At 65.6% G+C, this 23,743-nt stretch carries 28 protein-coding genes and 2 tRNA genes; 23 read left to right on the forward strand and 7 right to left on the reverse strand.

Annotated elements, in window-relative coordinates; genetic code table 11:
• Window positions 1-296: 296 nt before the first annotated feature.
• The 6 genes from SPDO_RS02130 to SPDO_RS02155 are packed head-to-tail and all read left to right on the forward strand — an operon-like array spanning window position 297 to window position 6,213.
• On the forward strand, window positions 297-3,149 hold the full coding sequence (locus SPDO_RS02130; RefSeq protein ID WP_088365782.1) for a monovalent cation/H+ antiporter subunit A: 2,853 nt from the start codon (window positions 297-299) through the stop codon (window positions 3,147-3,149).
• On the forward strand, window positions 3,146-3,508 hold the full coding sequence (locus SPDO_RS02135; protein WP_211279973.1) for a Na+/H+ antiporter subunit C: 363 nt from the start codon (window positions 3,146-3,148) through the stop codon (window positions 3,506-3,508). The genes SPDO_RS02130 and SPDO_RS02135 overlap by 4 nt, the downstream gene beginning before the upstream one ends.
• Window positions 3,505-5,019 (forward strand): monovalent cation/H+ antiporter subunit D, encoded by a 1,515-nt coding sequence (locus SPDO_RS02140; RefSeq protein ID WP_088365783.1) that lies wholly within the window; start codon window positions 3,505-3,507, stop codon window positions 5,017-5,019. Before SPDO_RS02135 ends, SPDO_RS02140 begins: the two co-directional genes overlap by 4 nt.
• Complete coding sequence (locus tag SPDO_RS02145; RefSeq protein WP_088365784.1) at window positions 5,016-5,504, forward strand: Na+/H+ antiporter subunit E; 489 nt, start codon at window positions 5,016-5,018, stop codon at window positions 5,502-5,504. The genes SPDO_RS02140 and SPDO_RS02145 overlap by 4 nt, the downstream gene beginning before the upstream one ends.
• Complete coding sequence (locus SPDO_RS02150; protein ID WP_088365785.1) at window positions 5,501-5,770, forward strand: K+/H+ antiporter subunit F; 270 nt, start codon at window positions 5,501-5,503, stop codon at window positions 5,768-5,770. Before SPDO_RS02145 ends, SPDO_RS02150 begins: the two co-directional genes overlap by 4 nt.
• A complete protein-coding gene (locus tag SPDO_RS02155) occupies window positions 5,767-6,213 on the forward strand; it encodes a Na+/H+ antiporter subunit G (RefSeq protein WP_088365786.1) in 447 nt (148 codons plus the stop codon). Before SPDO_RS02150 ends, SPDO_RS02155 begins: the two co-directional genes overlap by 4 nt.
• Window positions 6,214-6,223: 10 nt before the next feature.
• Here the strand turns inward: SPDO_RS02155 and SPDO_RS02160 are convergent, their stop codons facing one another.
• A complete protein-coding gene (locus tag SPDO_RS02160; RefSeq protein ID WP_088365787.1) occupies window positions 6,224-7,645 on the reverse strand; it encodes a sigma-54-dependent transcriptional regulator in 1,422 nt (473 codons plus the stop codon).
• 128 nt (window positions 7,646-7,773) lie between these two features.
• Here SPDO_RS02160 and SPDO_RS02165 point away from each other — a divergent pair, with 128 nt between their 5' ends.
• The 7 genes from SPDO_RS02165 to SPDO_RS02195 all read left to right on the forward strand — a co-directional run bounded on the left by SPDO_RS02165 (window position 7,774) and on the right by SPDO_RS02195 (window position 12,957).
• On the forward strand, window positions 7,774-7,908 hold the full coding sequence (locus SPDO_RS02165) for an aa3-type cytochrome c oxidase subunit IV (protein WP_088365788.1): 135 nt from the start codon (window positions 7,774-7,776) through the stop codon (window positions 7,906-7,908).
• 3 nt (window positions 7,909-7,911) lie between these two features.
• Entirely contained in the window at window positions 7,912-9,039 is a 1,128-nt protein-coding gene (locus tag SPDO_RS02170; RefSeq protein WP_088365789.1) for an NAD(P) transhydrogenase subunit alpha, read from the forward strand.
• Between the two features lie 126 nt (window positions 9,040-9,165).
• Window positions 9,166-9,465, forward strand: coding sequence for a proton-translocating transhydrogenase family protein (locus SPDO_RS02175; RefSeq protein WP_088365790.1), 300 nt, complete (start codon window positions 9,166-9,168; stop codon window positions 9,463-9,465).
• Between the two features lie 107 nt (window positions 9,466-9,572).
• Window positions 9,573-11,081, forward strand: a complete 1,509-nt coding sequence (locus SPDO_RS02180) for an NAD(P)(+) transhydrogenase (Re/Si-specific) subunit beta (RefSeq protein ID WP_088365791.1) — start codon at window positions 9,573-9,575, stop codon at window positions 11,079-11,081.
• A gap of 124 nt (window positions 11,082-11,205) precedes the next feature.
• Complete coding sequence (locus tag SPDO_RS02185; RefSeq protein WP_088365792.1) at window positions 11,206-12,150, forward strand: winged helix DNA-binding protein; 945 nt, start codon at window positions 11,206-11,208, stop codon at window positions 12,148-12,150.
• A 93-nt stretch (window positions 12,151-12,243) separates the two neighbouring features.
• Window positions 12,244-12,319: transfer RNA gene (locus SPDO_RS02190), tRNA-Val, on the forward strand.
• Between the two features lie 260 nt (window positions 12,320-12,579).
• Window positions 12,580-12,957: a DUF2141 domain-containing protein gene (locus SPDO_RS02195; protein WP_245828997.1), complete on the forward strand. Its 378-nt coding sequence runs from the start codon at window positions 12,580-12,582 to the stop codon at window positions 12,955-12,957.
• A 10-nt stretch (window positions 12,958-12,967) separates the two neighbouring features.
• Here the strand turns inward: SPDO_RS02195 and SPDO_RS02200 are convergent, their stop codons facing one another.
• Window positions 12,968-13,471 (reverse strand): hypothetical protein, encoded by a 504-nt coding sequence (locus SPDO_RS02200; RefSeq protein WP_143559559.1) that lies wholly within the window; start codon window positions 13,469-13,471, stop codon window positions 12,968-12,970.
• Window positions 13,472-13,552: 81 nt separating this feature from the next.
• On the opposite strand from SPDO_RS02200, the gene SPDO_RS02205 reads away from it, so the two are divergent.
• The 3 genes from SPDO_RS02205 (at window position 13,553) to SPDO_RS02215 (ending at window position 15,264) form a co-directional block, all read left to right on the forward strand.
• Window positions 13,553-13,629 (forward strand) — tRNA-Arg (locus tag SPDO_RS02205).
• Between the two features lie 398 nt (window positions 13,630-14,027).
• Entirely contained in the window at window positions 14,028-14,585 is a 558-nt protein-coding gene (locus tag SPDO_RS02210; RefSeq protein ID WP_245828999.1) for a sigma-70 family RNA polymerase sigma factor, read from the forward strand.
• Entirely contained in the window at window positions 14,569-15,264 is a 696-nt protein-coding gene (locus tag SPDO_RS02215; protein ID WP_088365795.1) for an anti-sigma factor, read from the forward strand. The genes SPDO_RS02210 and SPDO_RS02215 overlap by 17 nt, the downstream gene beginning before the upstream one ends.
• 87 nt (window positions 15,265-15,351) lie before the next feature.
• On the opposite strand, the gene SPDO_RS02220 is transcribed toward SPDO_RS02215, so the two are convergent.
• A complete protein-coding gene (locus SPDO_RS02220; RefSeq protein WP_088365796.1) occupies window positions 15,352-16,380 on the reverse strand; it encodes a ferritin-like domain-containing protein in 1,029 nt (342 codons plus the stop codon).
• A 51-nt stretch (window positions 16,381-16,431) separates the two neighbouring features.
• The gene (locus SPDO_RS02225; protein WP_088365797.1) at window positions 16,432-17,412 is read right to left on the reverse strand and encodes a ferritin-like domain-containing protein; all 981 of its coding nucleotides are present in this window, start codon (window positions 17,410-17,412) and stop codon (window positions 16,432-16,434) included.
• 238 nt (window positions 17,413-17,650) lie between these two features.
• Here SPDO_RS02225 and SPDO_RS02230 point away from each other — a divergent pair, with 238 nt between their 5' ends.
• From SPDO_RS02230 to SPDO_RS17305, 5 genes are read left to right on the forward strand one after another with little or no spacing between them, the layout of a single operon-like run.
• Complete coding sequence (locus SPDO_RS02230) at window positions 17,651-18,055, forward strand: thioredoxin family protein (protein WP_211279974.1); 405 nt, start codon at window positions 17,651-17,653, stop codon at window positions 18,053-18,055.
• Window positions 18,056-18,061: 6 nt separating this feature from the next.
• Complete coding sequence (locus tag SPDO_RS02235) at window positions 18,062-18,928, forward strand: cytochrome c biogenesis CcdA family protein (protein ID WP_088365798.1); 867 nt, start codon at window positions 18,062-18,064, stop codon at window positions 18,926-18,928.
• Window positions 18,925-19,665 carry a DUF1223 domain-containing protein gene (locus SPDO_RS02240; RefSeq protein ID WP_088365799.1) on the forward strand — a complete coding sequence of 247 codons (741 nt, stop codon included), beginning with the start codon at window positions 18,925-18,927 and terminating at the stop codon, window positions 19,663-19,665. Before SPDO_RS02235 ends, SPDO_RS02240 begins: the two co-directional genes overlap by 4 nt.
• Window positions 19,666-19,677: 12 nt before the next feature.
• Window positions 19,678-19,959 carry a sigma factor gene (locus SPDO_RS17300; protein WP_342746648.1) on the forward strand — a complete coding sequence of 94 codons (282 nt, stop codon included), beginning with the start codon at window positions 19,678-19,680 and terminating at the stop codon, window positions 19,957-19,959.
• Window positions 19,956-20,225: a sigma factor-like helix-turn-helix DNA-binding protein gene (locus tag SPDO_RS17305; RefSeq protein ID WP_342746649.1), complete on the forward strand. Its 270-nt coding sequence runs from the start codon at window positions 19,956-19,958 to the stop codon at window positions 20,223-20,225. Before SPDO_RS17300 ends, SPDO_RS17305 begins: the two co-directional genes overlap by 4 nt.
• Before the next feature lie 63 nt (window positions 20,226-20,288).
• On the opposite strand, the gene SPDO_RS02250 is transcribed toward SPDO_RS17305, so the two are convergent.
• From SPDO_RS02250 to SPDO_RS02260, 3 genes are all read right to left on the reverse strand, one after another.
• Window positions 20,289-21,053 (reverse strand): molybdopterin-binding protein, encoded by a 765-nt coding sequence (locus SPDO_RS02250; protein WP_088365800.1) that lies wholly within the window; start codon window positions 21,051-21,053, stop codon window positions 20,289-20,291.
• Complete coding sequence (locus SPDO_RS02255; protein ID WP_245829145.1) at window positions 21,050-21,811, reverse strand: cytochrome b/b6 domain-containing protein; 762 nt, start codon at window positions 21,809-21,811, stop codon at window positions 21,050-21,052. Before SPDO_RS02255 ends, SPDO_RS02250 begins: the two co-directional genes overlap by 4 nt.
• A gap of 181 nt (window positions 21,812-21,992) precedes the next feature.
• Complete coding sequence (locus SPDO_RS02260; protein ID WP_088365802.1) at window positions 21,993-22,253, reverse strand: hypothetical protein; 261 nt, start codon at window positions 22,251-22,253, stop codon at window positions 21,993-21,995.
• 295 nt (window positions 22,254-22,548) lie between these two features.
• On the opposite strand from SPDO_RS02260, the gene SPDO_RS02265 reads away from it, so the two are divergent.
• Window positions 22,549-23,190: a DUF1109 domain-containing protein gene (locus SPDO_RS02265; protein WP_088365803.1), complete on the forward strand. Its 642-nt coding sequence runs from the start codon at window positions 22,549-22,551 to the stop codon at window positions 23,188-23,190.
• A gap of 84 nt (window positions 23,191-23,274) precedes the next feature.
• Window positions 23,275-23,739, forward strand: coding sequence for a YkgB family protein (locus SPDO_RS02270; protein ID WP_088365804.1), 465 nt, complete (start codon window positions 23,275-23,277; stop codon window positions 23,737-23,739).
• The last annotated feature ends 4 nt before the right edge of the window (window positions 23,740-23,743 follow it).

Raw genomic sequence — 23,743 nt, forward strand, 5'->3', positions numbered from 1 at the left:
CTATTTCTGGGGTCAAACGTGATGTATTCGGCCTCAAATGAGAGGCGCGTGGCCTGTGTCGGCGCACCATGCGCGTTTGAGCCAGCTTGTGCTTGCAGATCGGGGTGAGGGGCGCGATAACCGCGGTGGGTGCCCGATCCCGCGTCTGATTGGGCAGGTCGTGCGTTGGTCGGGCCGCCAGCGCTGGAGAACCGTGCCCTGATGATTCGACATTGCTTGTTCCGTGCAAAGGCCAGCGGGACGCCGGAACAAGACCAGATCATTGAACGCGACCGGTTCATGCCGGGGAGCGCGGCTTGCATCTGATCCTGCTGGCATTGCTGCCGTTCTTGGGTGCCGGCTGGCTGGCGCTGTCGCCGCGCGCAAGCCGTGATGTGCACGCCGGCATCGCGGTGGCGCATGTGGTCGCTGCGCTTGGCCTGCTCATCTTTATCGCGCCGGGCGTGCTCGGGGGTGCGCCGGATGCGCTGCGCCTTCCTTGGGTGCCTGCGCTCGGCCTCGATCTCAGCCTGCGCCTCGATGGGCTTGGCCTGCTATTCGCTGCGCTGATCCTCGGCATCGGGCTGCTGATCGTGATCTACGCGCGCTTCTATCTTTCGCCGCGTGACCCGATGGGCAAGTTCCTGTCGCTGCTGCTGCTGTTCCAGGGCGCGATGCTGGGCATCTCGCTATCGGGCAACATCCTGCTGCTGCTCGTCTTTTGGGAGCTGACCAGCCTTTCCTCCTTTCTGCTGATCGGTTTCCGCAGCGATACGGCCGACGGGCGACAGGGAGCTCGCATGGCGTTGGCCGTAACTGGGGGCGGGGGACTCGCGCTGATCGGCGGGCTGCTGATGCTGGGGCACATCGCCGGCTCCTATGAGTTGGCGGACGTGCTGCTGCGCGGCGACATCGTGCGAGCCTCGCCGCTCTATCCGGCGGCATTGCTGCTGATCCTGCTGGGCTGCTTCACGAAATCGGCGCAGTTCCCGTTCCACTTCTGGTTGCCGCACGCGATGGCGGCGCCGACGCCGGTGAGCGCCTATCTCCATTCGGCCACCATGGTGAAGGCCGGGGTGTTCCTGCTCGCGCGGCTGTGGCCGGTGCTGTCGGGTAGCGACTGGTGGTTCTATCTGGTGGGCACGACCGGGCTCGTCACCATGGTGGTCGGCGCGGCGATCGCCTTGTTCAAAAATGATCTGAAGGCGATCCTGGCCTATTCGACGGTAAGCCAGCTTGGCCTCATGACCATGCTTTTCGGCTTCGGCACGCCGGCCGCGGCGCTGGCCGGCATCTTTCACCTGCTCAACCATTCGCTCTTCAAGGCCGCGCTGTTCATGAACGCCGGCATCGTGGATCACGAGGCAGGCACGCGCGACATTCGCCTGTTGGGCGGCCTTGCGCGGTTGATGCCGATCACAACGGCGCTGGGCACGATCGCGGCTGCCTCCATGGCGGGTCTGCCGCCATTCGGCGGTTTCCTTTCCAAGGAAATGATGCTCGAGGAGACGGTGCATACGGCGTGGTTGGGCACGCATTGGTTCGTGCCGGCCCTGGCGGTCATCGGCGCTGCGCTCTCCGTCGGCTATTCCTTGCGCTTCATCGTGCATCTGTATTTCGGCCCGCGGCGTGACAGCTATCCGGCCGCGCCGCATGACCCGCCGCTCGGGCTATGGGCGCCCTCGGCGGTGCTGGTCGCGCTGACGCTGCTGGTCGGGCTGTTTCCGGCGGTGCTCACCGGCTGGCTGGTCGTGCCGGCGGCAGCCGATATCACCGGCGGTACGGCATCGGGCTTTCACCCTGCGCTTTGGCATGGTGTGACCCCTGCGCTGGTGATGAGCGTGACCGCGGTGGCTGCCGGCGTCGTCCTGCTATGGCGATATGCGCCGCTGCTGCGCGCGTGGGCTGCGCTGCCGTTGTTCGAAGCAAAGCCAGTGTTTCAGGCCGGCATCGAGCGCCTGGTGCGGGCCGCACGATGGCTGAGCGACACCGTCCACGACGGCTCGCTGCAACGCCAACTGGCGCTGCTGTTCCTGCTTGCGGTCGCGATCGGCGTGGAGGGAATCTGGTACGGCGGATATTCGGCCGGGACGCGCGAATTGCTGCCGGCGCCGCCGATCGCGATCATCGCCTGGAGCCTGTTGATGGCGGCGACGGCGGCGGTCGCGTTGGTTCCCCGCCAACGCTTCGTCACGCTGATCTACATCAGCGTGATCGGGTTGGTCGTGTCGCTGGCGTTTATTCACTTGTCGGCGCCCGATCTCGCCCTGACGCAGATCTCGGTAGAAACGGTCACCATTTTATTGTTGCTGCTCGCGCTCAATCTCTTGCCCAAGCAGCCGGTGCAGCTTTCCAGCAATCCCGAACGGGTTCGCAATCTGGTGCTGGGCGTTGCGGGTGGTGTCACCAGCGGCTTGGCTGCCTGGGCGGTGATGACCCGCGAGCCGCGCAACCCGATCTCCTCCTTTCACTGGGCAAACAGCTATTCGGGCGGTGGTGGCACCAACGTCGTGAACGTGACATTGGTGGATTTTCGCGCCTTTGACACCTTTGGCGAGATCATCGTCCTTGGCATCGCCGCGCTCACCATCTTTGCGCTGCTGCAACCGGCCGCGCGCGGCGTATCGGGGCAGCGGCTGCGCGCGTGGATCGCCGATCTGCCGCGCTCGCCGGAGCGCCACCCGATGATGTTCGCGGTTGCCGCGCGGCTTCTGCTGCCGCTGGCGCTGATGGTAGGGCTTTATGTCTTCCTGCGCGGCCACAATGCGCCGGGCGGCGGCTTCATCGCGGGGCTGATCGTCTCCATCGCGCTGCTGATGCAATATATGGCATCGGGATTCGAGTGGGCGGATCAGCGGCGACAGATCGACGAACATGCCCTGATCGGCTTTGGCGTCATCATCGCGGCGCTGACCGGGGTCGGCTCGCTGGTTTTCGGTGCGCCCTTGTTCACCAGCGCCTTTGGCTATGTCAGCTGGCCGATCGTCGGCAAGTTCGAGCTGGCGACCGCGATGCTGTTCGACATCGGGGTCGCGCTGGCCGTGATCGGCGCGGTGATGCTGGCGCTGGCCGAGCTCAGCCATATCGCGCAGCGGGCGCAGAAGGAGCCGGTCGAGGACGATGGCCCGATGGATATCGACCCTGCGAAATTGCGGGGCGCGCGTCCATGAGCATTGAATTTCTTGTCGCGACCGCAATCGGTGCGCTGACGGCCGGCGGCATCTACCTGTGCCTGCGCGCTCGCACCTTTCCGGTGGTGCTTGGCCTCGCCATGCTGTCCTATGCGATCAACCTGTTCCTGTTCGCCATGGGTCGGCTCGTGGTGGGTAAGCCGCCGATCTACGCCAAGGGCGTGGCCGTCTATACCGATCCGCTGCCGCAGGCGCTGGTGCTCACGGCCATCGTCATCTCGTTCGGCATGACCGCGCTGGCACTCGTGCTCGCGCTGCGCACCTTCCTGGAAACGGGGACCGATCAGGTCGACGGCACGCCTGATCCCGATCTCCTCGATCGGGAGAACCGCACATGAGCGCGCTGATCGCTGCGCCGGTGCTGCTGCCTGCCTTTGCCGCTACCCTCTCGCTACTGTTCCGGCGTCGGCGCCGGTGGATCGGGGCTGGCGTGTCGATCGGCGCGACCGCGCTGCTGCTCGCGATCGACCTCGTGCTGCTGGGGCAGGCGGCGACCGGCGAGATCGGAATCTATGCGCTTGGCGACTGGCCAGCGCCGTTCGGCATCGTGCTGGTGCTCGATCGGCTGGCGGCGATGATGCTCGTGCTCACCGCGGCGCTGGCGCTGGCGGTGAGTATTCATGCGACGTTGACCAGCCTCGACCGGCGCGGTTGGCATTTCCACCCGTTGTTTCAGTTTCAGCTGCTCGGGCTGAACGGCGCGTTCCTGACCGGCGATCTGTTCAACCTGTTCGTCTTTTTCGAGGTGCTGCTGATCGCGTCTTACGGCTTGCTGCTGCACGGGCAGGGGGCGCGGCGGCTGACGGCAGGCGTGCAATATGTAATCGTGAACCTTGTCGGCTCCACGCTGTTCCTGATCGCGCTGGGGCTGCTCTACGGCGTGACCGGCACGCTCAACATGGCCGACATGGCGGTGCGCGCAAGCGCCCTGCCGATTGGCGATCAAGGGCTGTTCCGCGCCGGCGGCCTGCTGCTCACCGCGGTGTTCGCGCTGAAAGCCGCCTTGTTGCCGCTGCACCTCTGGTTGCCGCGCGCTTACAGCGGCACCGCGCCTGCGGTCGCGGCGCTGTTTGCGATCATGACAAAGGTGGGCGCTTATGCGATCATCCGCACCGGCCCGCTGATCTTTGCGGGTGCGGCCGGCCGCTACATGATCCCGGCGGCGCTTGGCACGATGATCCTCGGCTTTGCCGGCTTCCTCGCCGCGCGCCACTTGCGCGTGATGACCGCCTTCGGCCTGATCGGCTCTACCGCAATCCTTCTCGTTGCCGTGGCGGTGTTCCAGGAAAGGGCGATGGCGGCGGCGCTATATTATCTGCCGCATACCACGCTTGCCGCGGCCTTCCTGTTCCTGGTCACCGACCTTCTGATTCGCTGGCGCGGCACGGAAGGTGACGCGATCGTCGTCACGCCGGGCTATCGCGGCCAGCAGGTGCTGGCGGCATTGTTCTTCGCCGGCGGGATCGCGCTGGCGGGGCTGCCGCCGCTGTCCGGTTTTATCGGCAAGCTGTTGATCCTGCAGGCGACGCTCTCGTCGTCGTGGTGGCCGGCGATCTGGGCCGCGATCCTGATCACCAGCCTTGTTGCGGTGATCGGCTTCGCGCGGGCCGGCAGCACCTTGTTTTGGAAGAGCAGCGGCGATGCGCCACCGTCGCCAGGCACGAGTGGCGCACGGGCCTTACCGCTTAAGGAGGCCGCGCCGGCTGGTTTTCTGCTGGCGCTCATGGTGCTGCTGACCGTCGCGGCGGGGCCGGTGACCGCCTATATGGAGGCAGCGAGCCACCAGATTTTCGACGTGGCCGATTATGCGCGCGCGGTGCTGCCGCCAGCGAGCGGGGTGGGCTCATGAAGCGCCTGTTGCCGCACCCCGGCCTCACCGCCATGCTGCTGCTCATCTGGATGCTGATGCTGAATTCGTTCAGCATGGGCGGCCTGCTGCTTGGCGCTTTCTTTGCGGTGCTTATCCCTGTCTATACCGCGGCTTTCTGGCCCGACCGCCCGGCGATGCGGTGGGAGCTGCCGCTGCTCCGGTTCGTGCTGTTGGTGATCCGCGACATCATCGTCGCAAACTTCCACGTTGCGCGCCTGATCCTGTTTCGCCGCAATCGTGATCTGCGGCCCGGGTGGCTCGCCATTCCGCTCGAGCTGCATTCCGCCGAGGCGATCACCCTACTGGCCGGCACGATCAGCCTCACGCCGGGTACCGTTTCGGTCGACATATCGACCGACGGGCGCCACCTTCTGGTTCACGCGCTGGATGTGGCCGACGTCAATGCGGAGATCGCGCACATCAAGGCACGCTATGAGCGTCGGCTGCTGGAGATTTTCCGGTGATCGCCGCCGCCCTCATTATCGCCATGGGGTGCATCGCGCTTGCCATGCTGCTCAACCTGTTCCGCCTGTTCCGCGGGCCGACCCCGGCAGACCGGATTCTGGCGCTGGATACCCTCGTCATCAACTCGATCGCTTTCATTATCCTGATCGGCATTCAGCAGACGACGACCACCTATTTCGAGGCCGCGCTGCTGCTGGCGATGGTCGGGTTCGTCGGCACGGCGGCCTATTGCAAGTTCCTCCTGCGTGGGGACGTGGTGGAATGACTGTCACCGTGATCGCCGATGCCGTAATCGCCGGGCTGCTCCTGCTGGGTGGCGGCTTCGCGCTGATCGGCAGCTGGGGGCTCGCGAAGCTGCCGTCGCTGATGAGCCGGCTGCACGGCCCGACCAAGGCGACCACGCTGGGCGTCGGCAGCTGCCTTGTCGCCTCGGTGGTCTATTTCCCGGTCCATGGCGGGGTATGGACCGCGCATGAGCTGCTGATCACTCTATTTCTGTTCATCACCGCGCCGATATCCGCCAATCTGATCGCAAAGGCGTATCTTCATGGCTGCCACACGGCGCCGGGCGAGCAGTCGATGATGGCGGAGGGCATGCCGGACGCAGCCGAGAACGGCGCCGATTGGGCGACGTTCGGCTATGATGACGCGGAGGAGGATCCGCTCTCGGTGCCAACCGGCGCGGGCGGCAAGGATCCGAGCGCCTGAGCGGCCGGCGTTACGCCGCGCTGTCGATCCCGAGTTCGCTGAGCTTGCGGTACAGGGTCGAGCGCCCAATCCCGAGCCGCCGCGCGACCTCCGTCATCCGGCCGCGGTAATGGCCGATCGCCAGGCGGATCACGTCGGCCTCGATTTCCTGCAGCGCGCGCAGATTGCCGTCGGCGTGGAACAACGTCACGCCGCCAGAGGTGGACATATGCTGCGGCTGAGGCACGCGCACGCGGCGGGCATCGAGCGACGCGATCTGCGGAAAGTCGGCCCGCGTGAGCGCATCGCCCTCGCATAGCACCGCGGCGCGAAACAGCGCATTCTGCAGCTGGCGCACATTGCCGGGCCAATCGTAATCGACCAGCAGGGCCAGCGCATCGTCGGTGATGCCTAGCTGGCGCAAGCCCGGCTGCAGCGCGATGCGGGCGAGCAGATGCCGCGCGAGGGCCGGAATATCCTGCGCGCGTTCGCGCAGCGGCGGGATCGTCACCGGCACGACGTTCAGCCGAAAGAACAGCTCCTCGCGAAACCGGCCTTCCTCCACCTCTTCGGTCAGCCGCTTGTTGGTGGCGGCGACCACGCGCACGTCCACCTCGCGTGGGTGGCGCCCGCCCTGCGCATGGATCAGCCCGGTCTGCATCGCGTCAAACAGCCGGTCCTGCGTCTCCAGCGGCATGTCGGCGATTTCGTCGATGAAGAGCGTGCCGCCATCGGCTTCCACGAATTTGCCGACCTTTCGATCGAAGGCGCCGGGGAAGGCGCCCGGTTCGTGGCCGAACAATTCGCTGTCGATCAGATTGGCGGGCAGGGTGGCACAATTCACCGTCAGCATCGGCTTTTTGGCGCGCGGGCTGGCGGCATGCACGGCCTCCGCCACCACTTCCTTGCCGACGCCGCTTTCGCCCTCGATCAGCACGGCAACGCGCGCGCGTGCGGCCTTTGCCGCGATCGCCAGTGCCGCGCGGAATTGCGGCTCCGATCCGACGATTTCGTCAAAGCCCAGCATCGCCGGGATCTTCTCGGTCAGCGGGCGCAGCTCGCCTGCGGCGGTGCCTTCTACCGCAGCGTCCAGCGCGTGCAGCAGCCGTTCGGGGGCGAGCGGCTTCACCAGGAAATCCGTCGCACCGGCGCGCATGGCGCTCACCGCATGTGCGACGGATCCGTTGGCGGTGACCACCAGGACCGGCAATGCCGGGCGACGGGCCCGCAGCTCGGCGATCAGCACGGAGGCGTCGGCATCCTCGCCCCATTGATCGAACAGGATCGCATCCAGGCGCATGCCGTCCTGCGTCCCCAGCATGGCGATCGCGGTTTCGGCATCGCCCGCAAAGATCGTACGCCAGCCGCCACGCGCCGCCAGCGCCGCCACCAGGCGGCGCTGCGCAGGCTCGTCATCTATCAGCATCAGCATGCGCTGCCCGTTGCGCGTCATCTGTGGTCCTGTTCCATCCCGCGTCCTGCTTTAGGCCGTGCAAGTAAAAGCAGGCTTAAGCAGGCTTGAGGGGTGGCCGTCGAGCGGACTAAGACGCTACACAAGGCTTTTGGGGAAAGAGGAACGCTATGGCTGACCATGGTACCACCGGCGGTGTCACGAAGGCGCATGCCGCCACTTACGATCGCGTGATGGCGATGCTGAAGTGGGGCACGCTGGCCTGCATTCTGCTCGCCGCTTTCGTTATCTGGCTGATCGCCTGAGCCATGAAGATCGCTGTCCTTAAAGAGGGGGCGGACGGCGAGCGGCGGGTGGCGGCAACACCGGAGACGGTGAAGAAGTTCATTCAGCTGGGCGCAGATCTGGCCGTTGAAACTGGCGCCGGCGCTGGCGCATCGATCGCCGACGAGGCGTATCGCGATGCCGGCGCCACCGTCTCCGACCGCGTCGGCACCATTGCCGGGGCGGACATCATCCTTGGCGTACAGGGGCCGGAGCCGGCTTCGCTCGCCGGGGCGAAGCCGGGCGCATGGATCGCTGCGGGCCTGAACCCGTTCGGCGATCGGGCGCGGGTGGATGCCTATGCGTCTGCCGGGCTTGAGGCGCTGGCGATGGAATTCATGCCGCGCATCACGCGTGCGCAATCGATGGACATCCTGTCCTCGCAATCGAACCTGTCGGGCTACAAGGCCGTGCTGGATGCGGCGGCGGAATATGGCCGGGCGTTTCCGATGATGATGACGGCCGCGGGCACCGTATCGGCGGCCAAGGTCTTCGTGATGGGTGTCGGCGTTGCCGGGCTACAGGCGATCGCCACCGCTCGGCGCCTGGGTGCGCAGGTATCGGCCACCGACGTGCGCTCCGCCACCAAGGAGCAGATCCAGTCGCTCGGCGCCAAGCCGATCTTCGTCGAGAATGTCGCGGGGATCGAGGGCGAAGGCTCGGGCGGTTATGCGACGGAGATGAGCGAGGAATACCAGAAGGCGCAGGCCGAGCTGGTATCCGGACATATTGCCAAGCAGGATATCGTCATCACCACCGCCCTGATCCCGGGGCGCGCCGCGCCGCGGCTGATCAGCGATGCGCAGATCGCGACCATGCGGCCGGGCAGCGTCATCGTCGATCTGGCGGTGGAGCAGGGCGGCAATGTCGAGGGCGCCGTCGCAGGCGAGATCGTCGTCAAGCATGGCGTGAAGATCGTCGGGCATCGCAACGTGCCCTCGCGCCTCGCGGCAGACTCGTCGGCATTGTTCGCCCGCAACCTGTTCAACTTCCTGTCCGCCTTCTGGGACAAGGAGCAGGGGCGGCCCGTGCTGGACGCGGAAATTGGCGATGCGGTGCGGCTGACCAGGGATGGCAAGGTCGTCAACGAACGGCTGCTGGCAGCCGGCTGATGCTGTCCTGCACGCCCGCGTACGGTCAGATGCATGATCGGGCGGGCGGCAAATGTTGAGGCGCTGGATGAGCGTGCGAGCGTGTCTCAGCATTCTCACCATCCGCGGTTTGAAAGGGAGGGGAAGTTGAGCTTCATCGCGATCCTGTCGATCTTCGTATTGGCGTGTTTCGTCGGCTATTTCGTGGTCTGGTCGGTCACGCCGGCGCTCCACACTCCGCTGATGGCGGTGACCAACGCGATCTCCAGCGTCATCATTGTTGGTGCGCTAATCGCCGCGGCGGCGAGCGGTTCGCCGAGCGCCAAATGGCTGGGCCTGCTCGGCGTGGTGCTGGCCAGCATCAACATCTTCGGCGGTTTTGCCGTCACCCAGCGCATGCTGGCAATGTACAAGAAGAAGGAGCGGCCGGCGGTCGCCAAGCACTGACGAATCGCGGCGCACGGTGACGAACCGGGCGCCGCAGGCCGCATAGCTGCGCCTGTCGCCGGGCGACCCGGCAGGCGCCGGATGACGAACAAGGGGGGAAGAGGATAGTGGAACACGTCGCGGACAATCCCTGGGTAGCGCTCGCCTACCTGATAGCGGGTGTGTGCTTCATCCTCGCACTGCGCGGGCTTTCCAGCCCGGAAAGCAGCCGCCGTGGCAATCGCTATGGCATGATCGGCATGGCGATCGCGGTGGTCACCACGCTGGTCACCCACGTGCCGACAGTGCCGGTGCTCGCCGTCGGCGAGGTCGCCGGTTATGATTATGCGGCACTGATGCAGCGCGTCGATACGCTGGCCGTGTTCGAAATACTGGCCGCGATCGGCATCGGCGCCGTGATCGGCGTGGTCACCGCGCGCCGGATCGCCATGACGGCGATGCCGCAGCTGGTCGCTGCCTTCCACAGCCTGGTCGGTCTGGCCGCAGTGCTGGTGGCGATTGCTGCGTTCCTCAATCCGGTCGCGTTCGGCATCGCCGACATCGTCACGCCGCTGATCGGCGCGCCCTTTGCCGCGATCCACGGTGTCAGCCGCGTCGAGATGATCCTGGGTGTCGCGATCGGTGCGATCACCTTCTCCGGCTCGGTCATCGCCTTTCTGAAGCTCAACGGGAACATGGGCGGTGCGCCGATCATGCTGCCCATGCGCCACGCGATCAATCTGGGCGTCGCCCTGATGATCCTGTGGTTCTCCTTCTCCTTCTGGCTCACCCAGTCGCCGCTCGACTTCTGGATCGTTGTGGCGCTTTCCTTCGCCATCGGTTTCCTGCTGATCATTCCGATCGGCGGCGCGGACATGCCGGTCGTGGTGTCGATGCTGAACAGCTATTCGGGCTGGGCGGCCGCAGCGATGGGTTTCACGCTGCATAACACCGCAATGATCATCACCGGCGCGTTGGTCGGCTCGTCGGGCGCGATCCTCAGCTACATCATGTGCCGCGCAATGAACCGCAGCTTCATCAGCGTGATCGCGGGCGGCTTCGGTGCGGAGGCCGGCCCGAGCGGCGGCGGCGGTGCGGCAATCGATCGTCCGTGGAAGCGTGGCTCTGCCGAGGATGCCGCCTTCCTGATGAGCCAGGCCGAGCAGGTCATCATCGTGCCGGGCTACGGCATGGCGGTCGCGCAGGCGCAGCACGCCTTGCGCGAAATGGCGGATAAGCTGAAGGAGCACGGTGTTCGCGTAAAATACGCCATTCACCCGGTGGCCGGCCGTATGCCGGGGCACATGAACGTGCTGCTGGCCGAGGCCAATGTTCCTTACGACGAAGTGTTCGAGCTGGAGGATGTCAATTCCGAATTCTCCCAGACAGACGTCGCCTTTGTCATCGGTGCCAACGACGTGACAAATCCGGCTGCGAAAACCGACAAGACTTCACCGATTTACGGCATGCCGGTGCTCGACGTAGAAAAGGCCAAGACGGTCCTTTTCATCAAGCGCTCGATGGGCGGTGTCGGCTACGCCGGCGTGGATAACGAAGTTTTCTACCGCGACAACACTATGATGCTTCTTGCCGACGCCAAGAAGATGGTCGAGGAGATCGTCAAATCCTTGGATTGATCGTCGTCGATCCAATTCGGATATAAAAGACGATTTAGCATGTATGCCCGCCCATTTTGGATGTTAGATCAAGATGGGACCTGGGGCGGGGCACACTTGGGTTCGATTCGGATCGGAGTGATGCATGCACTTGAACGAAGACTATAAGACCCAGATCAGCGCACGCTTCGATGCGGTGCTGATCAACGAGGTTGGAGAGGAAACACCAGGCGGCGCCGGGGCAGGCGCCGCCGTGATGCTCGCAGGCGGGCGTGTCGTCACCACGGCGCCGTTCGGCGAGGCGGTGCAGCGGATTGCGGGCATCGCATCACGGCCGCTCGTCCTGGTCGATGCCCGCGAGGTATCAGATGACGAAATGGCCCGCTCGCTGTCGCGGCTCGATGGCCTGGCGGCCGGACGTGACCTGGCGCTCGTCGTGGCGATCGGGTCCGATCAGATCGATGTCACCGCCGCGGGTCTGATGATGTCGCGACATCAGATCCTGTGCGAACCGAGCCCCGGCGACTGGATCGGCGCGATCGCCGTGGCGCAGGGCTTTTCCAACCTCGCCATGCATGACCGCGTCAGCGAAAACGAGGCGGCACGGCTGGCGCGGCTGAACGCAGAGGTGGCGCGGATCGCAGATGTTCTCGCCCGCTTGTCAAAGCACGATGAGCCGGCCCGTGCCGCTGTTGTTGCCGAAGTGGGGCTGGACTTCGCCTCCGAGCCGGGCGGTGAGCATCCGATCACCGCTGCCGATATCCGGCAGATCGTCCGTGCACGACGTTTGCGTGATCGCTATGTCGGCCCCGGTCTGTTCGAAGATCCGGCGTGGGACATGATGCTCGACCTTTATGCCGCGCATCTGGAGCGCGCGCATGTATCCGTCTCCAGCCTGTGCATCGCCGCGGCTGTCGCACCGACAACGGCGCTGCGCTGGATCGCGCGGTTGACCGAGGCCGGCATGTTCGAGCGCCGTCCCGATCCGTTCGACCGGCGTCGCGCGTTTATGTCGCTGACCGATCGCGGTCTCGATGCGATGCGTCGCTATGCCGCCATGGCGCAGGCACTCGGCCTTCCGGTCGTCTGATCCTGCTTCCGTGACCGGGGGCCAGCGGCGGCGGGCTGCACAGGAGCCTTGTGCGCCGCACCGGTCGCGCTTAAGGGGCTTTCTCCCGCGAGGGGGCGCTTAGCTCAGCTGGTAGAGCGGCTCGTTTACACCGAGTAGGTCGGCGGTTCGAACCCGTCAGCGCCCACCATCGCCGGCTTGCGTATGCCAGCGCGCGATCGCCTGTCACATCAACAGACACATTGACACGTCATGGTCTTGTTTTCGCGCCGCTCTGCCATGGTTGCGCCATCACCGTCTGCGAACAGATGCGGCATGAAGACCTTGTCGATGCTTGCCCTTGCTTCTCTTGTTTTGACTACCCCGGCTGCCGCGCAAGGCGGAACGGGGATCCTTGGGCCGTATGCCGCGCGCTGCAGCACCGGCAGTGCCCCCGCGATCCTGGTGAACGTGATTGGGCTCAAGAGCCGAACCGGCAATCTGCGGGTGCGTACCTTTGGTGGTGCGACATCAACATGGTTCGAGAAAAAGGGGTGGCTGACGCGCGTCGAAGTGCCGGCGCCCGCAAGTGGCCCGGTGCGCGTCTGCATGCCCGTGACCGCGCCGGGTACCTATGCGATCGACTTTCGTCATGACGTGACGGGGAATGGCGACACCGATCGCTCGGACGGGGGCGGCGCGTCCGGCGATCCGAAGGTGACGATCCTGGACTTCATCCTGGGCCGCAAGCCGTCGCCCAAGGTTACGGCGGTGCGCGTTGGCCATGGCGTGACGGAGATCACCATCACCGCCATGTACCTGCGTAACGGTGCGCTGCGGCCGTTGTGAGCCGAACGCGTCAGGCTGGCGCCAAGCGTCCTTGCAGCGCGGCGATCTGCTCCGCCTGGCGTTGCACCTCTACCCGGACGCGATCCGCCATTGTATCCAGCGCGGAATAGTCGGGCTGCAGCGCCAGCGCGCGTTCGCTGGCAAGGTCATCCACTCTGGTTGCCAGTTCCGACGTTGCGGCGCGCAAGGCGTCCAGCGCCGCCAGCGCCACATGCGCATCAAGCCAGGTTTCGCTTCCGGCCGGCGCGCCGCGCGCGGCGGCAACGGCCGCTTCGGCGCGCCCGCTTGCCGCGTCGAACGCAGCGGTCTGCTCAGCAAGCGTCCGCTGTATATCGGCCAGTGTCGCATCCAGCGCCGGGTCTGCAGCAGGTGGCGTTGGCGCGGCAGGCGCCGGCTCCGTCAGGGCCTGTGATTCGGCGGCCCGAGGCAGCAGGGAAGGATAAGCGGCGGGTGTCGTGCAGCCCACCATCAGGAAAGCGGGGGCGAGCATTGGCAGGAAAGCGCGAGAAATCATGGTCCGTGCATACTTTTTGCAAAAGTCGGCCGCAACGCTCTTGCGCAATCCGAAAGTGCCTTCTATCAGCGCCACTCCAACGCGCCCGTAGCTCAGCTGGATAGAGCATCAGACTACGAATCTGAGGGTCGGACGTTCGAATCGTTCCGGGCGCGCCAACTTTCCCTTTGGGAAAGCAGGAGGATACAGGGGCGGCGAGAGCCGCCCCTTTTTCTTTGCCTTCAGCTTTCTATTGAGCGCGGCGCTCTGCTCCCTAACCTCAAGCCTCGACCCCACGTCGCGAGGTTCCGGTCAGCTCCAGCGACCCTGCGGCCGCCAGCGTCACTGCGCACCTTCGTTTTCTCTGGGACGCATTGCACCAAGGCATCGCGGTAAGCGCGCCAGGACTCGTCTTAGTAGCCGGCGCATGCATCATGGCCGCAAATCGCCTGATTTGATTCATGGTCCTGTCGTGTGCACGCACTTGTCGGTGAGTGGCCGCGGCTTGTCGCCCTTTCGCGTTCAATGCTTTTGCTCCACAAGCACAGGCTCGCGAGCAAGCGGTGAAGGGGGATCCGTGGACGATATCTCAAGGGCGCGACTGAGCGATGCGTTGCGTCGTACAGCGCAGCGCGATCCCCGCGCCTTTCGCCTGGTGTATAAAATGACGGCGTCGAAGCTTTTTGGCATCTGCCTACGTATCTGTGGCGAACGAAAGGCCGCAGAGGACGTGTTGCAGGACGTCTACCTAACCGTTTGGACCCGCGCCGATGGCTTCGATGCCGCGCGCGGCAGCGCGATCGCGTGGTTGGCGACGATCGCGCGCAATCGCTCGATCGACTGGCGCCGCGCCAATGCGCGACCCACCGCGCCGACCGAGACGCTTGAGGCAGTCGCCGATCCGGCACCCCTGACGTCCGATGCGTTGCTGCTCGACGAGCGCGAGCGGTTGCTGCATTTCTGCCTCGGCACGCTTGAGCCGAACCAGTCGCACGTTATCCGGACAGCCTTCTTCGAGGGCCTGACCTATGCCGAACTGGCAGCGCGTGTCGCGGTGCCGCTTGGCACCATGAAAAGCTGGGTGCGCCGTGGCCTCATCAAATTGCGGGATTGCCTCGATGCCGCTGACGCCTGACGATAGCGCGACCGCCGCCGAGCTGGCGCTTGGCCTTCTCGACGGGGAGGAGCGCGCGGCGGCATTGCGTCGTGCGCTGGACGAGCGGGATTTCGCGCAAGAGGTGGAAACCTGGCGCACGCGCTTCGCCGTGCTTTACGCCGCCTATCCGGATGTGACACCGCCTGCCTGGATCGAGCGGCGCTTGATGGAAAGCACCGCCAGTGCTCGGCCGTGGAAATGGGCGGCCGGGCTTGCGTCGGCGCTCGCCGCTTCGCTCGCGCTGGTGATCGCGACCCGGATCGACACCGTGCCGTCTCCCGCACCTTCGCCCGCCCCTAGCCGTGAGATGCCGGCACCGGTCACCTTCGCCGCGGCGATGGTGCCCGCGAATGCCAAGCAGGGCCAAGCGTTCGCCGCCTTGTTCGACGCCGGCCGTGGCCAGGTCCGCGTGCCGACCGAGATTGCGGTGCCGACAAACAAGGTTGCGCAATTGTGGCGCATCGGTGCCGATGGCGTGCCGCATTCGCTGGGGCTGCTGAACGCGACCGGCACCACCGCAATCTCGCTGAGCGCCGCTGATCGTGCGGCACTGGCCACCGGGGCAACGCTGGCGATCTCGATCGAGCCGCCAGGCGGATCGCCCGCCAGCACGCCGACCGGGCCGGTGGTTGCGACCGGGTCGCTGACGCGTATCTGATTGGGGACCGGGCGCCTTCGGTTATGCCAATAAAAAAGTGGCCGGCTTCATCAGCCGGCCACCTGATTTTCAGCGGTTATGCGCAGATCAGGACGGCAGGCCGACCCGCAGGCTGGCATTGCCGTTGTTCGTTCCGTTCGGGAAGAAACCGCCGCCCGTACGATTTGCGCCAGTGGCGTTGAGGTACACAATGTTGTGCACCTGCTGGCTATTGCGACTGTAGGCGATGCCATCGCCATCGGCGAGAACGATGTTCGATGCTCCGTTGGCGCCGGCGATGCCCTGATCGGAGTCGCCATTCTTGTCGAGCTGGTCGCGCGCATCGGAAATCTTGGTGGTCGCCGTCACCAGCGCTGCCGTTGACATGCCCTTGGCGTAGAGCACCGTGCGGACCAGCCCGGCGTGATACGCCTCGGCCGCGAGGATGCCTGCCGCGGCTTCCAGATAGATCTTGCTCGACAGCAGCGGTGCCGCCCCCTTGTAGGCGCTAACGCCCACGTCCTCGAACAGGAACGCGCCGAGGAGGAAGTTCTCGGGGGAGGAATAGGGATTGAACGTCTCGTTGGCGCCAACCACGCCGGCGGCGCGGGCGGCTGCCGTGAAGGCACCGTTGGCGTCACCCGAGATATTGATGTTGGGCATGGCCACCGCTGCCGATCCCAGCGCGTTGCGCAAGAAAGCGACGTGCGCCACTTCGTCCGCGGCGATCTCGCGGGCATAAGCGCCGACGACCGGATCGCCCGAGAAATCGACCCTGGCACCGCCGGTGACAGTGCCGCCGGCAGCGCCGCCGCCGCTCGCCGTCTGCGCCGCGGCAAGGCCGGTGCCGTTTACCGCGAACGAATAGAATTGCGCTTCCAGATATTCGAGGTTGAGCGCGAGATTGAGAATGTCGGCATCGGTCACCGGCGCTGCGGTCGGCGTGGGCGTAGGTGAAGGAACAGGTGTCGGCGGGATGATGTTGTCGTTGTTGTCGTCGTCGAAACAGCCGGAGAGCAACGTCGCGCCGGAGAGCGCCAGCGTACTGCCGCCGGCAACCTTGATAAAGCGACGGCGCGCCGCGCGCCGTGCGTCCGATGCGGCGAGGATGTCGAGAGCCTTGCGATGGTCAATCATGATCTGTGTCCCGGAAAAAGCGTGAAAGAGGTCGTGAGCGCATCGTCGCGCTCAGGTCGTCGACCGGATGTTGCCGTTCACGCCATTGGGGAAGAACCCGCCCATCGTTGCGCTGCCCGCATTCAGATAGACGATGTTGAGGACCTGGCCGGTCGTCCGGCTGAACGCGAGGCCGTTTGCGTTCAACGGGGCGATGTTGGACGTCAGCGTCGCGCCGCTGCCGGTAGGTGCAATGCCCTGATCGTCGTCCGGCCCGATGCCGCGCACGCGATCTTCCGTCGGGTTGCCGTCGAGTGAATCGCGGGCATTGGAAATCTTCTCGGTCGCGTCCACGAGCGCGCTGATGCCCTTGGTATAGAGCGTCGTGCGTACCATTGCGGCATGGTAAGCCTCTACGGCCAGAATGCCCGCGGCTGCCTCAAGGAAGGTCTTGTTGGTCAGCAGCGGCGCTGCGCCCTTATAGGCGGTGACGCCGACGTCCTCGAAGATGAAGGCGCCGAGCAGGAAATTGTTCGGATTGGCATACGGATTGAAGGTTTCCGTGGCGCCGACCACGCCGGCGGCGCGCGCGGCGGCGGTGAACGGGCCGGACGCGTCGCCCGAAATGTTGATGTTGGGCATCGCCACCGCGGCGCTACCCAAGGCGTTGCGCAGGAACTTGACGTGCGCTTCCTCGTCGGCGGCGATCTCGCGCGCATAGGCGCCGACCAGCGGGTCACCCGTGAAGTCAACCTTGGCACCGCCGGTGACGGTACCGCCCGCGCTGCCGGACGGGGCGGCGGTCAGGCTGGAGGAAAGTCCGCTGCCGTTGAGGGCATAGAGGTAGAATTGCGCCTCGAGATATTCGAGGTTCAGCGCAAAGTTCAGCACATCCGCGTCCGTGAGCGTCTGCGCTTTGGCAGCGTCGGCATAGACGAATGCTCCACCCGCGGCAGCGGCGCCTAGTGCGGCTGTAAAGAACGCGCGACGATCGCGTCGCCGATCGGCGCGTCCCTCGAACGCCTCGATCACCTGGTCCTGTTGCGTCGTCACTTGGCACCTCCCATCGGCCCGCGAGGGTTCGGGGTTGCTTCTCTTCGTACGGGCCTACCGACGATACGTTCGACAGCGAAGTTTGGACGCACGGCGCAAGAAGTTTTATTTACCAATCGTGTAGCGGGCGTGAAAAGTCGGGCAGGCAACCTGCTGATTGCCTTGGCGGCTGGGAGTGTAACGACGGCGGCGTTTAGGTCGAACCCCGCTGGCACCTACACCAGCCGGAGTTCTCACGATGCGTCGCATGCCCATGATCATCGCCGTTGCCACGCTGACGGCAGCCTTTCCGGTGCTGATAGCGCCGGCAGCGGCCGCGCCGGCCGTCCAGGCGTTCGATCAGGCCGCGTTCGATGCGGCACAGAAGGCGGGAAGGCCGATCCTGATCTGGGTGCACGCGCCATGGTGTCCGGTATGCCGCCAGCAGCAGAAGACGATCGAGCGGCTGACGGCGGAACCGGCGATGCGGGCCATGCAGGTCTTTCGCATCGACTATGACACGCAAAAGTTACTCTGGCGGCGGTTCGGCGCAACGCAGCAATCCACCCTGATCGCCTTTCGCGGACGACGCGAAACCGGGCGCATCGCGCATGAAACGGACGACACAAAGGTTAACGCGGTGATCCGCGGTGCGATCGCCTGACGCAGCGTGACCGGCGTTCTCCAACCCGTCCTGGCCTATGCTGCCGGCGCGCTGACGATCCTTTCGCCCTGTGTGCTGCCGTTGGTGCCGATCGTTCTTTCGTCCGCGGCGCGGCGGCACCGGCTGGCACCGCTCGCGCTCGCCGCGGGGCTGGTGGTCGCGTTCACCACGACCGGGTTCGTCGTGGCGGCGTTCGGGCAGGCGCTAGGCATAGACACGCTGGCGGTGCGTGCCGCCGGGGCGGTGGTGCTGTGCCTCGCCGGCGTGCTTCTCCTGTCGCAACGGGCGCAGGATGCGCTTGGTCGGCTGGCTACACCGTTGGCTGCCTGGGCGACCCGCCGCCAGGATGCGCTTGCGCCGCGGGCCGGCTTGTGGGGCCAGGCGGCGGTGGGTGCGTTGCTCGGCATTGTCTGGGCGCCGTGCGTCGGCCCGACGCTCGGGGCAGCGGTGGCGCTTGCCGCGGAGGGCCGGGATCTGGGCGGAGTGTTCGCCGTCATGCTCGCCTTCGGGCTCGGTATCGCTACCGTCCTCCTCCTGATCGCGGTTGCCGCTCGTGGCATGCTGGCGCGGTGGCGTGGGCGGCTGATGACGGCGGGCGGCAGGGGCAAGGTCGTGCTGGGCGTGCTGCTTCTACTCGTCGGCGCCGCCATCCTGACCGGGACGGATCGAAAGATCGAGGCGCCGTGCTGGATCAGCTTCCGGACCGGATCACCGCATGGTCGACGGCGATCTGATCGACGCTGCGTGTGGGAAAGGCCGGCGCATCACTGTAACTTCTCGGTGGGCCGAGCCGAACTTCCCGGCGGATCCGGCACTGCCGGGCTTTACTGCAGGAACGGGCCTGAGATCATGCGACACGGAGTTCGCCCATGAAACCGCTTCATGCTTCTGCCCTGGCCGGCGCTCTCGCGATCGGCGGCGTCGGCCTGACCATCGCCGTACAACCCAGCGCGTCCGCGCAGCAGCGCACCGGCAAATCAGCGCCGACCAATCAGGCGGGTCGCCTCACCGTGGTTGAGCTGTTCCAGAGCCAGGGCTGCTCCAGCTGCCCGCCGGCTGCGGCGAACGTCAATGCACTTGCTGCGAACCCCGATGTCCTGGCGCTGTCCTACGGCGTTACCTACTGGGACAAGCTCGGCTGGAAGGACACGTTCGCCTCGGCGCAGTTCACCGCGCGGCAGTGGGACTATGCCCACAGGCGCGGGCGGGACCGCGTCTGGACTCCGCAGGTCTTCGTCGATGGTAAAGGCGACGTGGTGGGTGCGAACCGCGCCCAGCTCGTCGAGCTGATCGCCAAAACCAGCATCAAGGGCCCGTCCGTCACGATCGCGGGCGGCCGGGCGCAGATCGGAAGCGGCCGCGCCGTACGCCCCGCAACCGTGTGGTTGGTGCGATATGACCCGCGCACCGTACAGGTGCCGATCCGCGCCGGCGAGAACGGCGGGCGCACTCTGCCACACCGAAACATCGTGCGCGAGTTGGTGAAGATTGGCAGCTGGACCGGCAAGGCATCAAGCTTCGTGTTGCCCGTTCGCCGTGATGCCTATCGCACCGCCGTGCTGCTGCAGGACGGCAGCGGCGGGGCGATCATCGGCGCCGCGAAGGGCTGAAGACGCGCGCGCATGCCCGCCGACGTGTCGCAAGGCAGTGACTGGGGCCAGCTGATGGCCGCGTCACAGGACGGGCAGGGCGGCCCCTACCGTCGCTTGCTCGGCGAGCTGCGTCATTGGCTGACCGGGTTCTACGTGCGTCGGCTGCCGCCCGCGCAGGTGGAGGATGCGGTGCAGGACACGCTGATCGCGATCCATGACAAGCGGCACACGTATGATCGCGCGCGGCCGTTCAAACCGTGGCTGGTCGCGATCGCGCGCGCTACAAGTGGATCGATCGGCTGCGCTCGATGACGCGGACGCACACGGCTGCTTTGGACGACGACGTGGCGATCGGGGATCACGAGACGGCCGTGACAAGCGCAGCCGTGCTCGACCAGCTGCTGGGTGAGCTGAAGCCGGCGCAACAGGCGGTGATCCGGCTGGTCAAGCTGCAGGGCTACAGCATCGAGGAGGCATCTGCACGGACCGGGCAATCGCAGTCGCTGGTGAAGGTGAACATCCATCGCGGCCTTGCCCGCATGACCGCCCTGATCCAGCGGCAGGGCACCGCAGATTGAGGGCGATCGGCGCCATTGCGGTGCCCTGCCAGCCGCGCCCAGATGCGGCGCGGCAAAGCCCGGTTAGAGGCCGGCATACCATTCATAGCCGGCCACATCCTCCCAATAGCCGCCCTTGCCGCCGTTGATCCCGGCCAAGCTCGACACCAGCTCGATACGTTGGACGTATTTCGCCTGTTTGTAGCCCAATTGCCGTTCAACCCGGAGCCGCAGCGGGGCTCCGTTGCCCGGTGGCAGCAGTTCGTCGTTCAGCGCCCAAGCGAGGATCGTCTGTGGGTGGGCCGCGTCGATCCGATCGATCGATTCATAATACATCGTCCCGTTCGACTGCGGGTCGGCGCAGTGGAACACGACAAAGCGCGCCTGCGGGCTGACACCCGCGCGATCAAGCAGCAGCCTCAGGGGCACGTCGGTCCATTTGCCGATCGCGCTCCAGCCCTCCACGCAATCGTGCCGCGTGATCTGCGTTCGCGACGGCATCGCGCGCAATTGCGCCATGCTATACGCCTGCGGATGCGCGACGAGACCTTCCACCGGGATGCGCCAATCCGCAAAGCCGGTGGCGAGGTGACGGGCATAATCGTCGCCATTGGGCATCCGGACGCCGTTCATCCGGAATACGGGTGAGCGCTGATCCGGGCGGAATTCCTGCGCCAGGGCCGTGCGGTCCTGCAGCAACCGCAGCACGGCGTAATTACCGCCTTCGCCGGTACGCAGCAGCCGCTGGAACCGTTCGTCACGGCCGAGCCGGTCGCAGCCGGAGAGCAACGTGCCCGCGCCAGCGACGGCGCCGGTGATCAGCGCGCGGCGCCCGATCCCGCCGCTCATGCCGCATCCTCCTGCGCCGTGCGTTCGACTCGCGCGAAATACTGGCCAATGATGCGCGGCGCCCAGCGCTCGCGAGCGACTGCCGGTTCGACTGGGCCGGGCGGCACGCGAAACCAGCCTGTCAGCATCGACCGGATTTCGTTGTAAGGACCGGCAAGCACCACCAGCACGACATGGACGGCGATGAACGCCGCGATCAGCCCGGCGGCGATGAAATGGAGCGACCGCATCGTGGCGCGTCCGCCCACCAGATCGAGCGGCCAGTGCATGACGGCGTTGAAGCCGGGCGACAGCGAAAGCCCGCTGACGATCATCGTCGGCAGCAGCAGGAAAATGACGGCCACGTAGGTCATCTTCTGGATGACATTGTATGAAAGCGCGGCGGCACCCGTCGGGAACCGCAGCCGGGCGTGATCCTTCACATCCTGCCACAGATGCGCAGGTGAAAGATCGGCGCGCCTAAACGTCAGGTCGCGCTGTATGTGACGGTTGGCCAGGCCGATCACCATGTGCGCAAGCAGCCCGAATGCGAAGATCCAGGCGAAGAACAGATGCCACGTGCGCGCCAGCGCCAGATTGTAGGTAGACGGTATGGTCGTCCAGCCGGGAAATCGCGGCGGGTTGAACCACAGCTGGTCGAAATTGGCGCCGAACAGTCCCCAGTAGAGATGCGGATGTGCGTTCGAGATCATGAGCCCGCTCATCAGCAGGACGATCACCGCCAGCGCATTTGTCCAATGCCACAGCCGGGTCGGCAGGCGATGCTTATAGGCAAGGTCGCCGCCTTTCGCCGCGAGCGGTTCAGGCGAACGCTTCGACGCAGCCTGCGCCGTCAGGTCGATCACGGGGACTTCCCGTGCATGGTGGTCGGGGGTGACGGATGGGTTGTCGCGCCCGCCAGCGCCGCAACCGATGCGTACGCCGGCGGAGCAGCGGTCCTCAGTGCGGCGCCATCGCATCTTCGGCCATCATCGCATCAGGCTGTGCATGGGCGAGCTTGCGACAAGCAGCATCCTTGGCCTTTGCGGCTGCGGACAGCGACATGCAGCGTTTGGCGGTGCGAGCCTGCGCCGCGGTCATCTTCGGCGCCATGTGGTCGCTCGCCATCTTGTCCTGTGTCGCCATGGCGTCTTGAGATTGCGCAGCGGCCGGCGCGGCGACGGTCAGCGCGGCGAGGCTCATCAGGATCAGGTGCTTCAAGGGTGTACTCCATTCGATATGGCGACGACTTGGCGTCGTCGCATCGGAGTTCGCCCGAGCGGGAATAAGGTTACGCGGCGTGACACACTCGATCTTTGCCTGTGCGACCGGCCAAAGCTGTAACCTGATGCCACTCGCGATCGAATGGATGCGTATCGCTCGCCTATGGGCATAAAGGGGCGTTCCAGCCCGTATCGCCGACGATGGCTCGGCGGCGGCGTGACGTAGAGTTTACGATGCAGGGATGTTTGATGATCTGCGACCATGCGCCCCGCGCAGTGCCAGGAGCCTGCCGGTGAACACCGACGATCTGATCCTGAAGCTTTCGCAGGATAGTCGCCCAATGCGACCTGAGCGGCCGAGTGCGCGTCTCGCCATGGGCGTCGCTTGCGGTGCGGCGATGTCCGCGGTGCTTGTAATCCTGTGGCTTGGGCCACGCGCGGACCTCGCCGCTGCGGTTCATCACGCGTCGTACTGGCTGAAGTGGGGCTATACGCTGTCGCTGTCGGCAGCGGCGCTGGCCGTGACGGTTCAACTGGCGCGACCGGATACCGGCAGACTGCACGGATTGTGGCTGCCGATTATTCCCGTGATTCTCCTGACCTGTGTCGGGCTGATCGAGCTTCTGCGCACGCCCCCCGCCGATTGGCTGTCTATGTGGCTGGGGCAGAGCTGGCTAGCGTGTCCCGCCCTGGTGCTCCTATTCTCCCTGCCGATCTTCGTTGGCCTGCTGTGGTCGTTCCGCCGGCTAGCGCCGACCCGGCTGCGCGCCGCCGGCGCTGCCGCCGGGCTGACGGCCGGTGCATCGGCAGCGAGCGTCTATTGCCTCCATTGTCCGGAGGTGTCCGCATTGTTCGTGCTGACCTGGTACACGCTGGGCATCGCACTGGCGACGCTGCTGGGCATGTTGCTCGGCCCGCGCCTGTTGCGCTGGTAGCGAGCGGCCCTGCCGTCCACCAACGCAATGATCGTGTAACCGCTCGCCTGCCCGTCGCGAACTACCGCCGCGAAGGGTGAAACGATGAACGCAAATATCGGTATGTACGAGCGTGGCGTGGCTGCCGGGCTGCGCTGGACACTTGTTCTGATCTTCGCCCTGTTCGGGACCGCCAAATTCGCGGCCTATGAGGCGCAAGGGGTGGCGACGCTTGCCGCCAGCTATCCGCTCTTCGGCTGGATGTACCCGCTGCTGGGCGAACGCGGCGCAAGCAACGTGATCGGTACGATCGAGCTTGCCACCGGTGCGATGATCGCGGCCGGCGCATGGTCGACGCGCGCCGGGCTGGTCGGCGGCCTCATGGGCGTCGCCACCTTCTACATCACGCTCAGCTTCGCCATCGGCGCGCCGGCCTTTTGGGAGAGCGGCTATGACGCGCCTTTTCTCGGTCGAACCGGGCAGTTCCTGATCAAGGACGTCGTGCTGCTCGCCGCCTGTGCGGCAATCGCGGTGGACGGGCTACGCCGCATGATCGATCGCACGGCGTAGCAAG

The organism is Sphingomonas dokdonensis, from assembly GCF_002197685.1.
Taxonomy (GTDB): domain Bacteria; phylum Pseudomonadota; class Alphaproteobacteria; order Sphingomonadales; family Sphingomonadaceae; genus Sphingomonas; species Sphingomonas dokdonensis.

Bases quoted from the DNA above. Each gene is read 5' to 3' on its own strand.
- SPDO_RS17300 (WP_342746648.1), top strand. From the start codon at position 19,678: ATGCCCGCCGACGTGTCGCAAGGCAGTGACTGGGGCCAGCTGATGGCC.
- SPDO_RS02145 (WP_088365784.1), top strand. From the start codon at position 5,016: ATGAAGCGCCTGTTGCCGCACCCCGGCCTCACCGCCATGCTGCTGCTC.
- SPDO_RS02140 (WP_088365783.1), top strand. From the start codon at position 3,505: ATGAGCGCGCTGATCGCTGCGCCGGTGCTGCTGCCTGCCTTTGCCGCT.
- SPDO_RS02230 (WP_211279974.1), top strand. From the start codon at position 17,651: ATGCGTCGCATGCCCATGATCATCGCCGTTGCCACGCTGACGGCAGCC.
- SPDO_RS02200 (WP_143559559.1), bottom strand. From the start codon at position 13,471: ATGATTTCTCGCGCTTTCCTGCCAATGCTCGCCCCCGCTTTCCTGATG.
- SPDO_RS02135 (WP_211279973.1), top strand. From the start codon at position 3,146: ATGAGCATTGAATTTCTTGTCGCGACCGCAATCGGTGCGCTGACGGCC.
- SPDO_RS02215 (WP_088365795.1), top strand. From the start codon at position 14,569: ATGCCGCTGACGCCTGACGATAGCGCGACCGCCGCCGAGCTGGCGCTT.
- SPDO_RS02185 (WP_088365792.1), top strand. From the start codon at position 11,206: ATGCACTTGAACGAAGACTATAAGACCCAGATCAGCGCACGCTTCGAT.
- SPDO_RS02155 (WP_088365786.1), top strand. From the start codon at position 5,767: ATGACTGTCACCGTGATCGCCGATGCCGTAATCGCCGGGCTGCTCCTG.
- SPDO_RS02220 (WP_088365796.1), bottom strand. From the start codon at position 16,380: ATGATTGACCATCGCAAGGCTCTCGACATCCTCGCCGCATCGGACGCA.
- SPDO_RS02250 (WP_088365800.1), bottom strand. From the start codon at position 21,053: ATGAGCGGCGGGATCGGGCGCCGCGCGCTGATCACCGGCGCCGTCGCT.
- SPDO_RS02170 (WP_088365789.1), top strand. From the start codon at position 7,912: ATGAAGATCGCTGTCCTTAAAGAGGGGGCGGACGGCGAGCGGCGGGTG.
- SPDO_RS02160 (WP_088365787.1), bottom strand. From the start codon at position 7,645: ATGACGCGCAACGGGCAGCGCATGCTGATGCTGATAGATGACGAGCCT.
- SPDO_RS02240 (WP_088365799.1), top strand. From the start codon at position 18,925: ATGAAACCGCTTCATGCTTCTGCCCTGGCCGGCGCTCTCGCGATCGGC.
- SPDO_RS02165 (WP_088365788.1), top strand. From the start codon at position 7,774: ATGGCTGACCATGGTACCACCGGCGGTGTCACGAAGGCGCATGCCGCC.
- SPDO_RS02270 (WP_088365804.1), top strand. From the start codon at position 23,275: ATGAACGCAAATATCGGTATGTACGAGCGTGGCGTGGCTGCCGGGCTG.
- SPDO_RS17305 (WP_342746649.1), top strand. From the start codon at position 19,956: ATGACGCGGACGCACACGGCTGCTTTGGACGACGACGTGGCGATCGGG.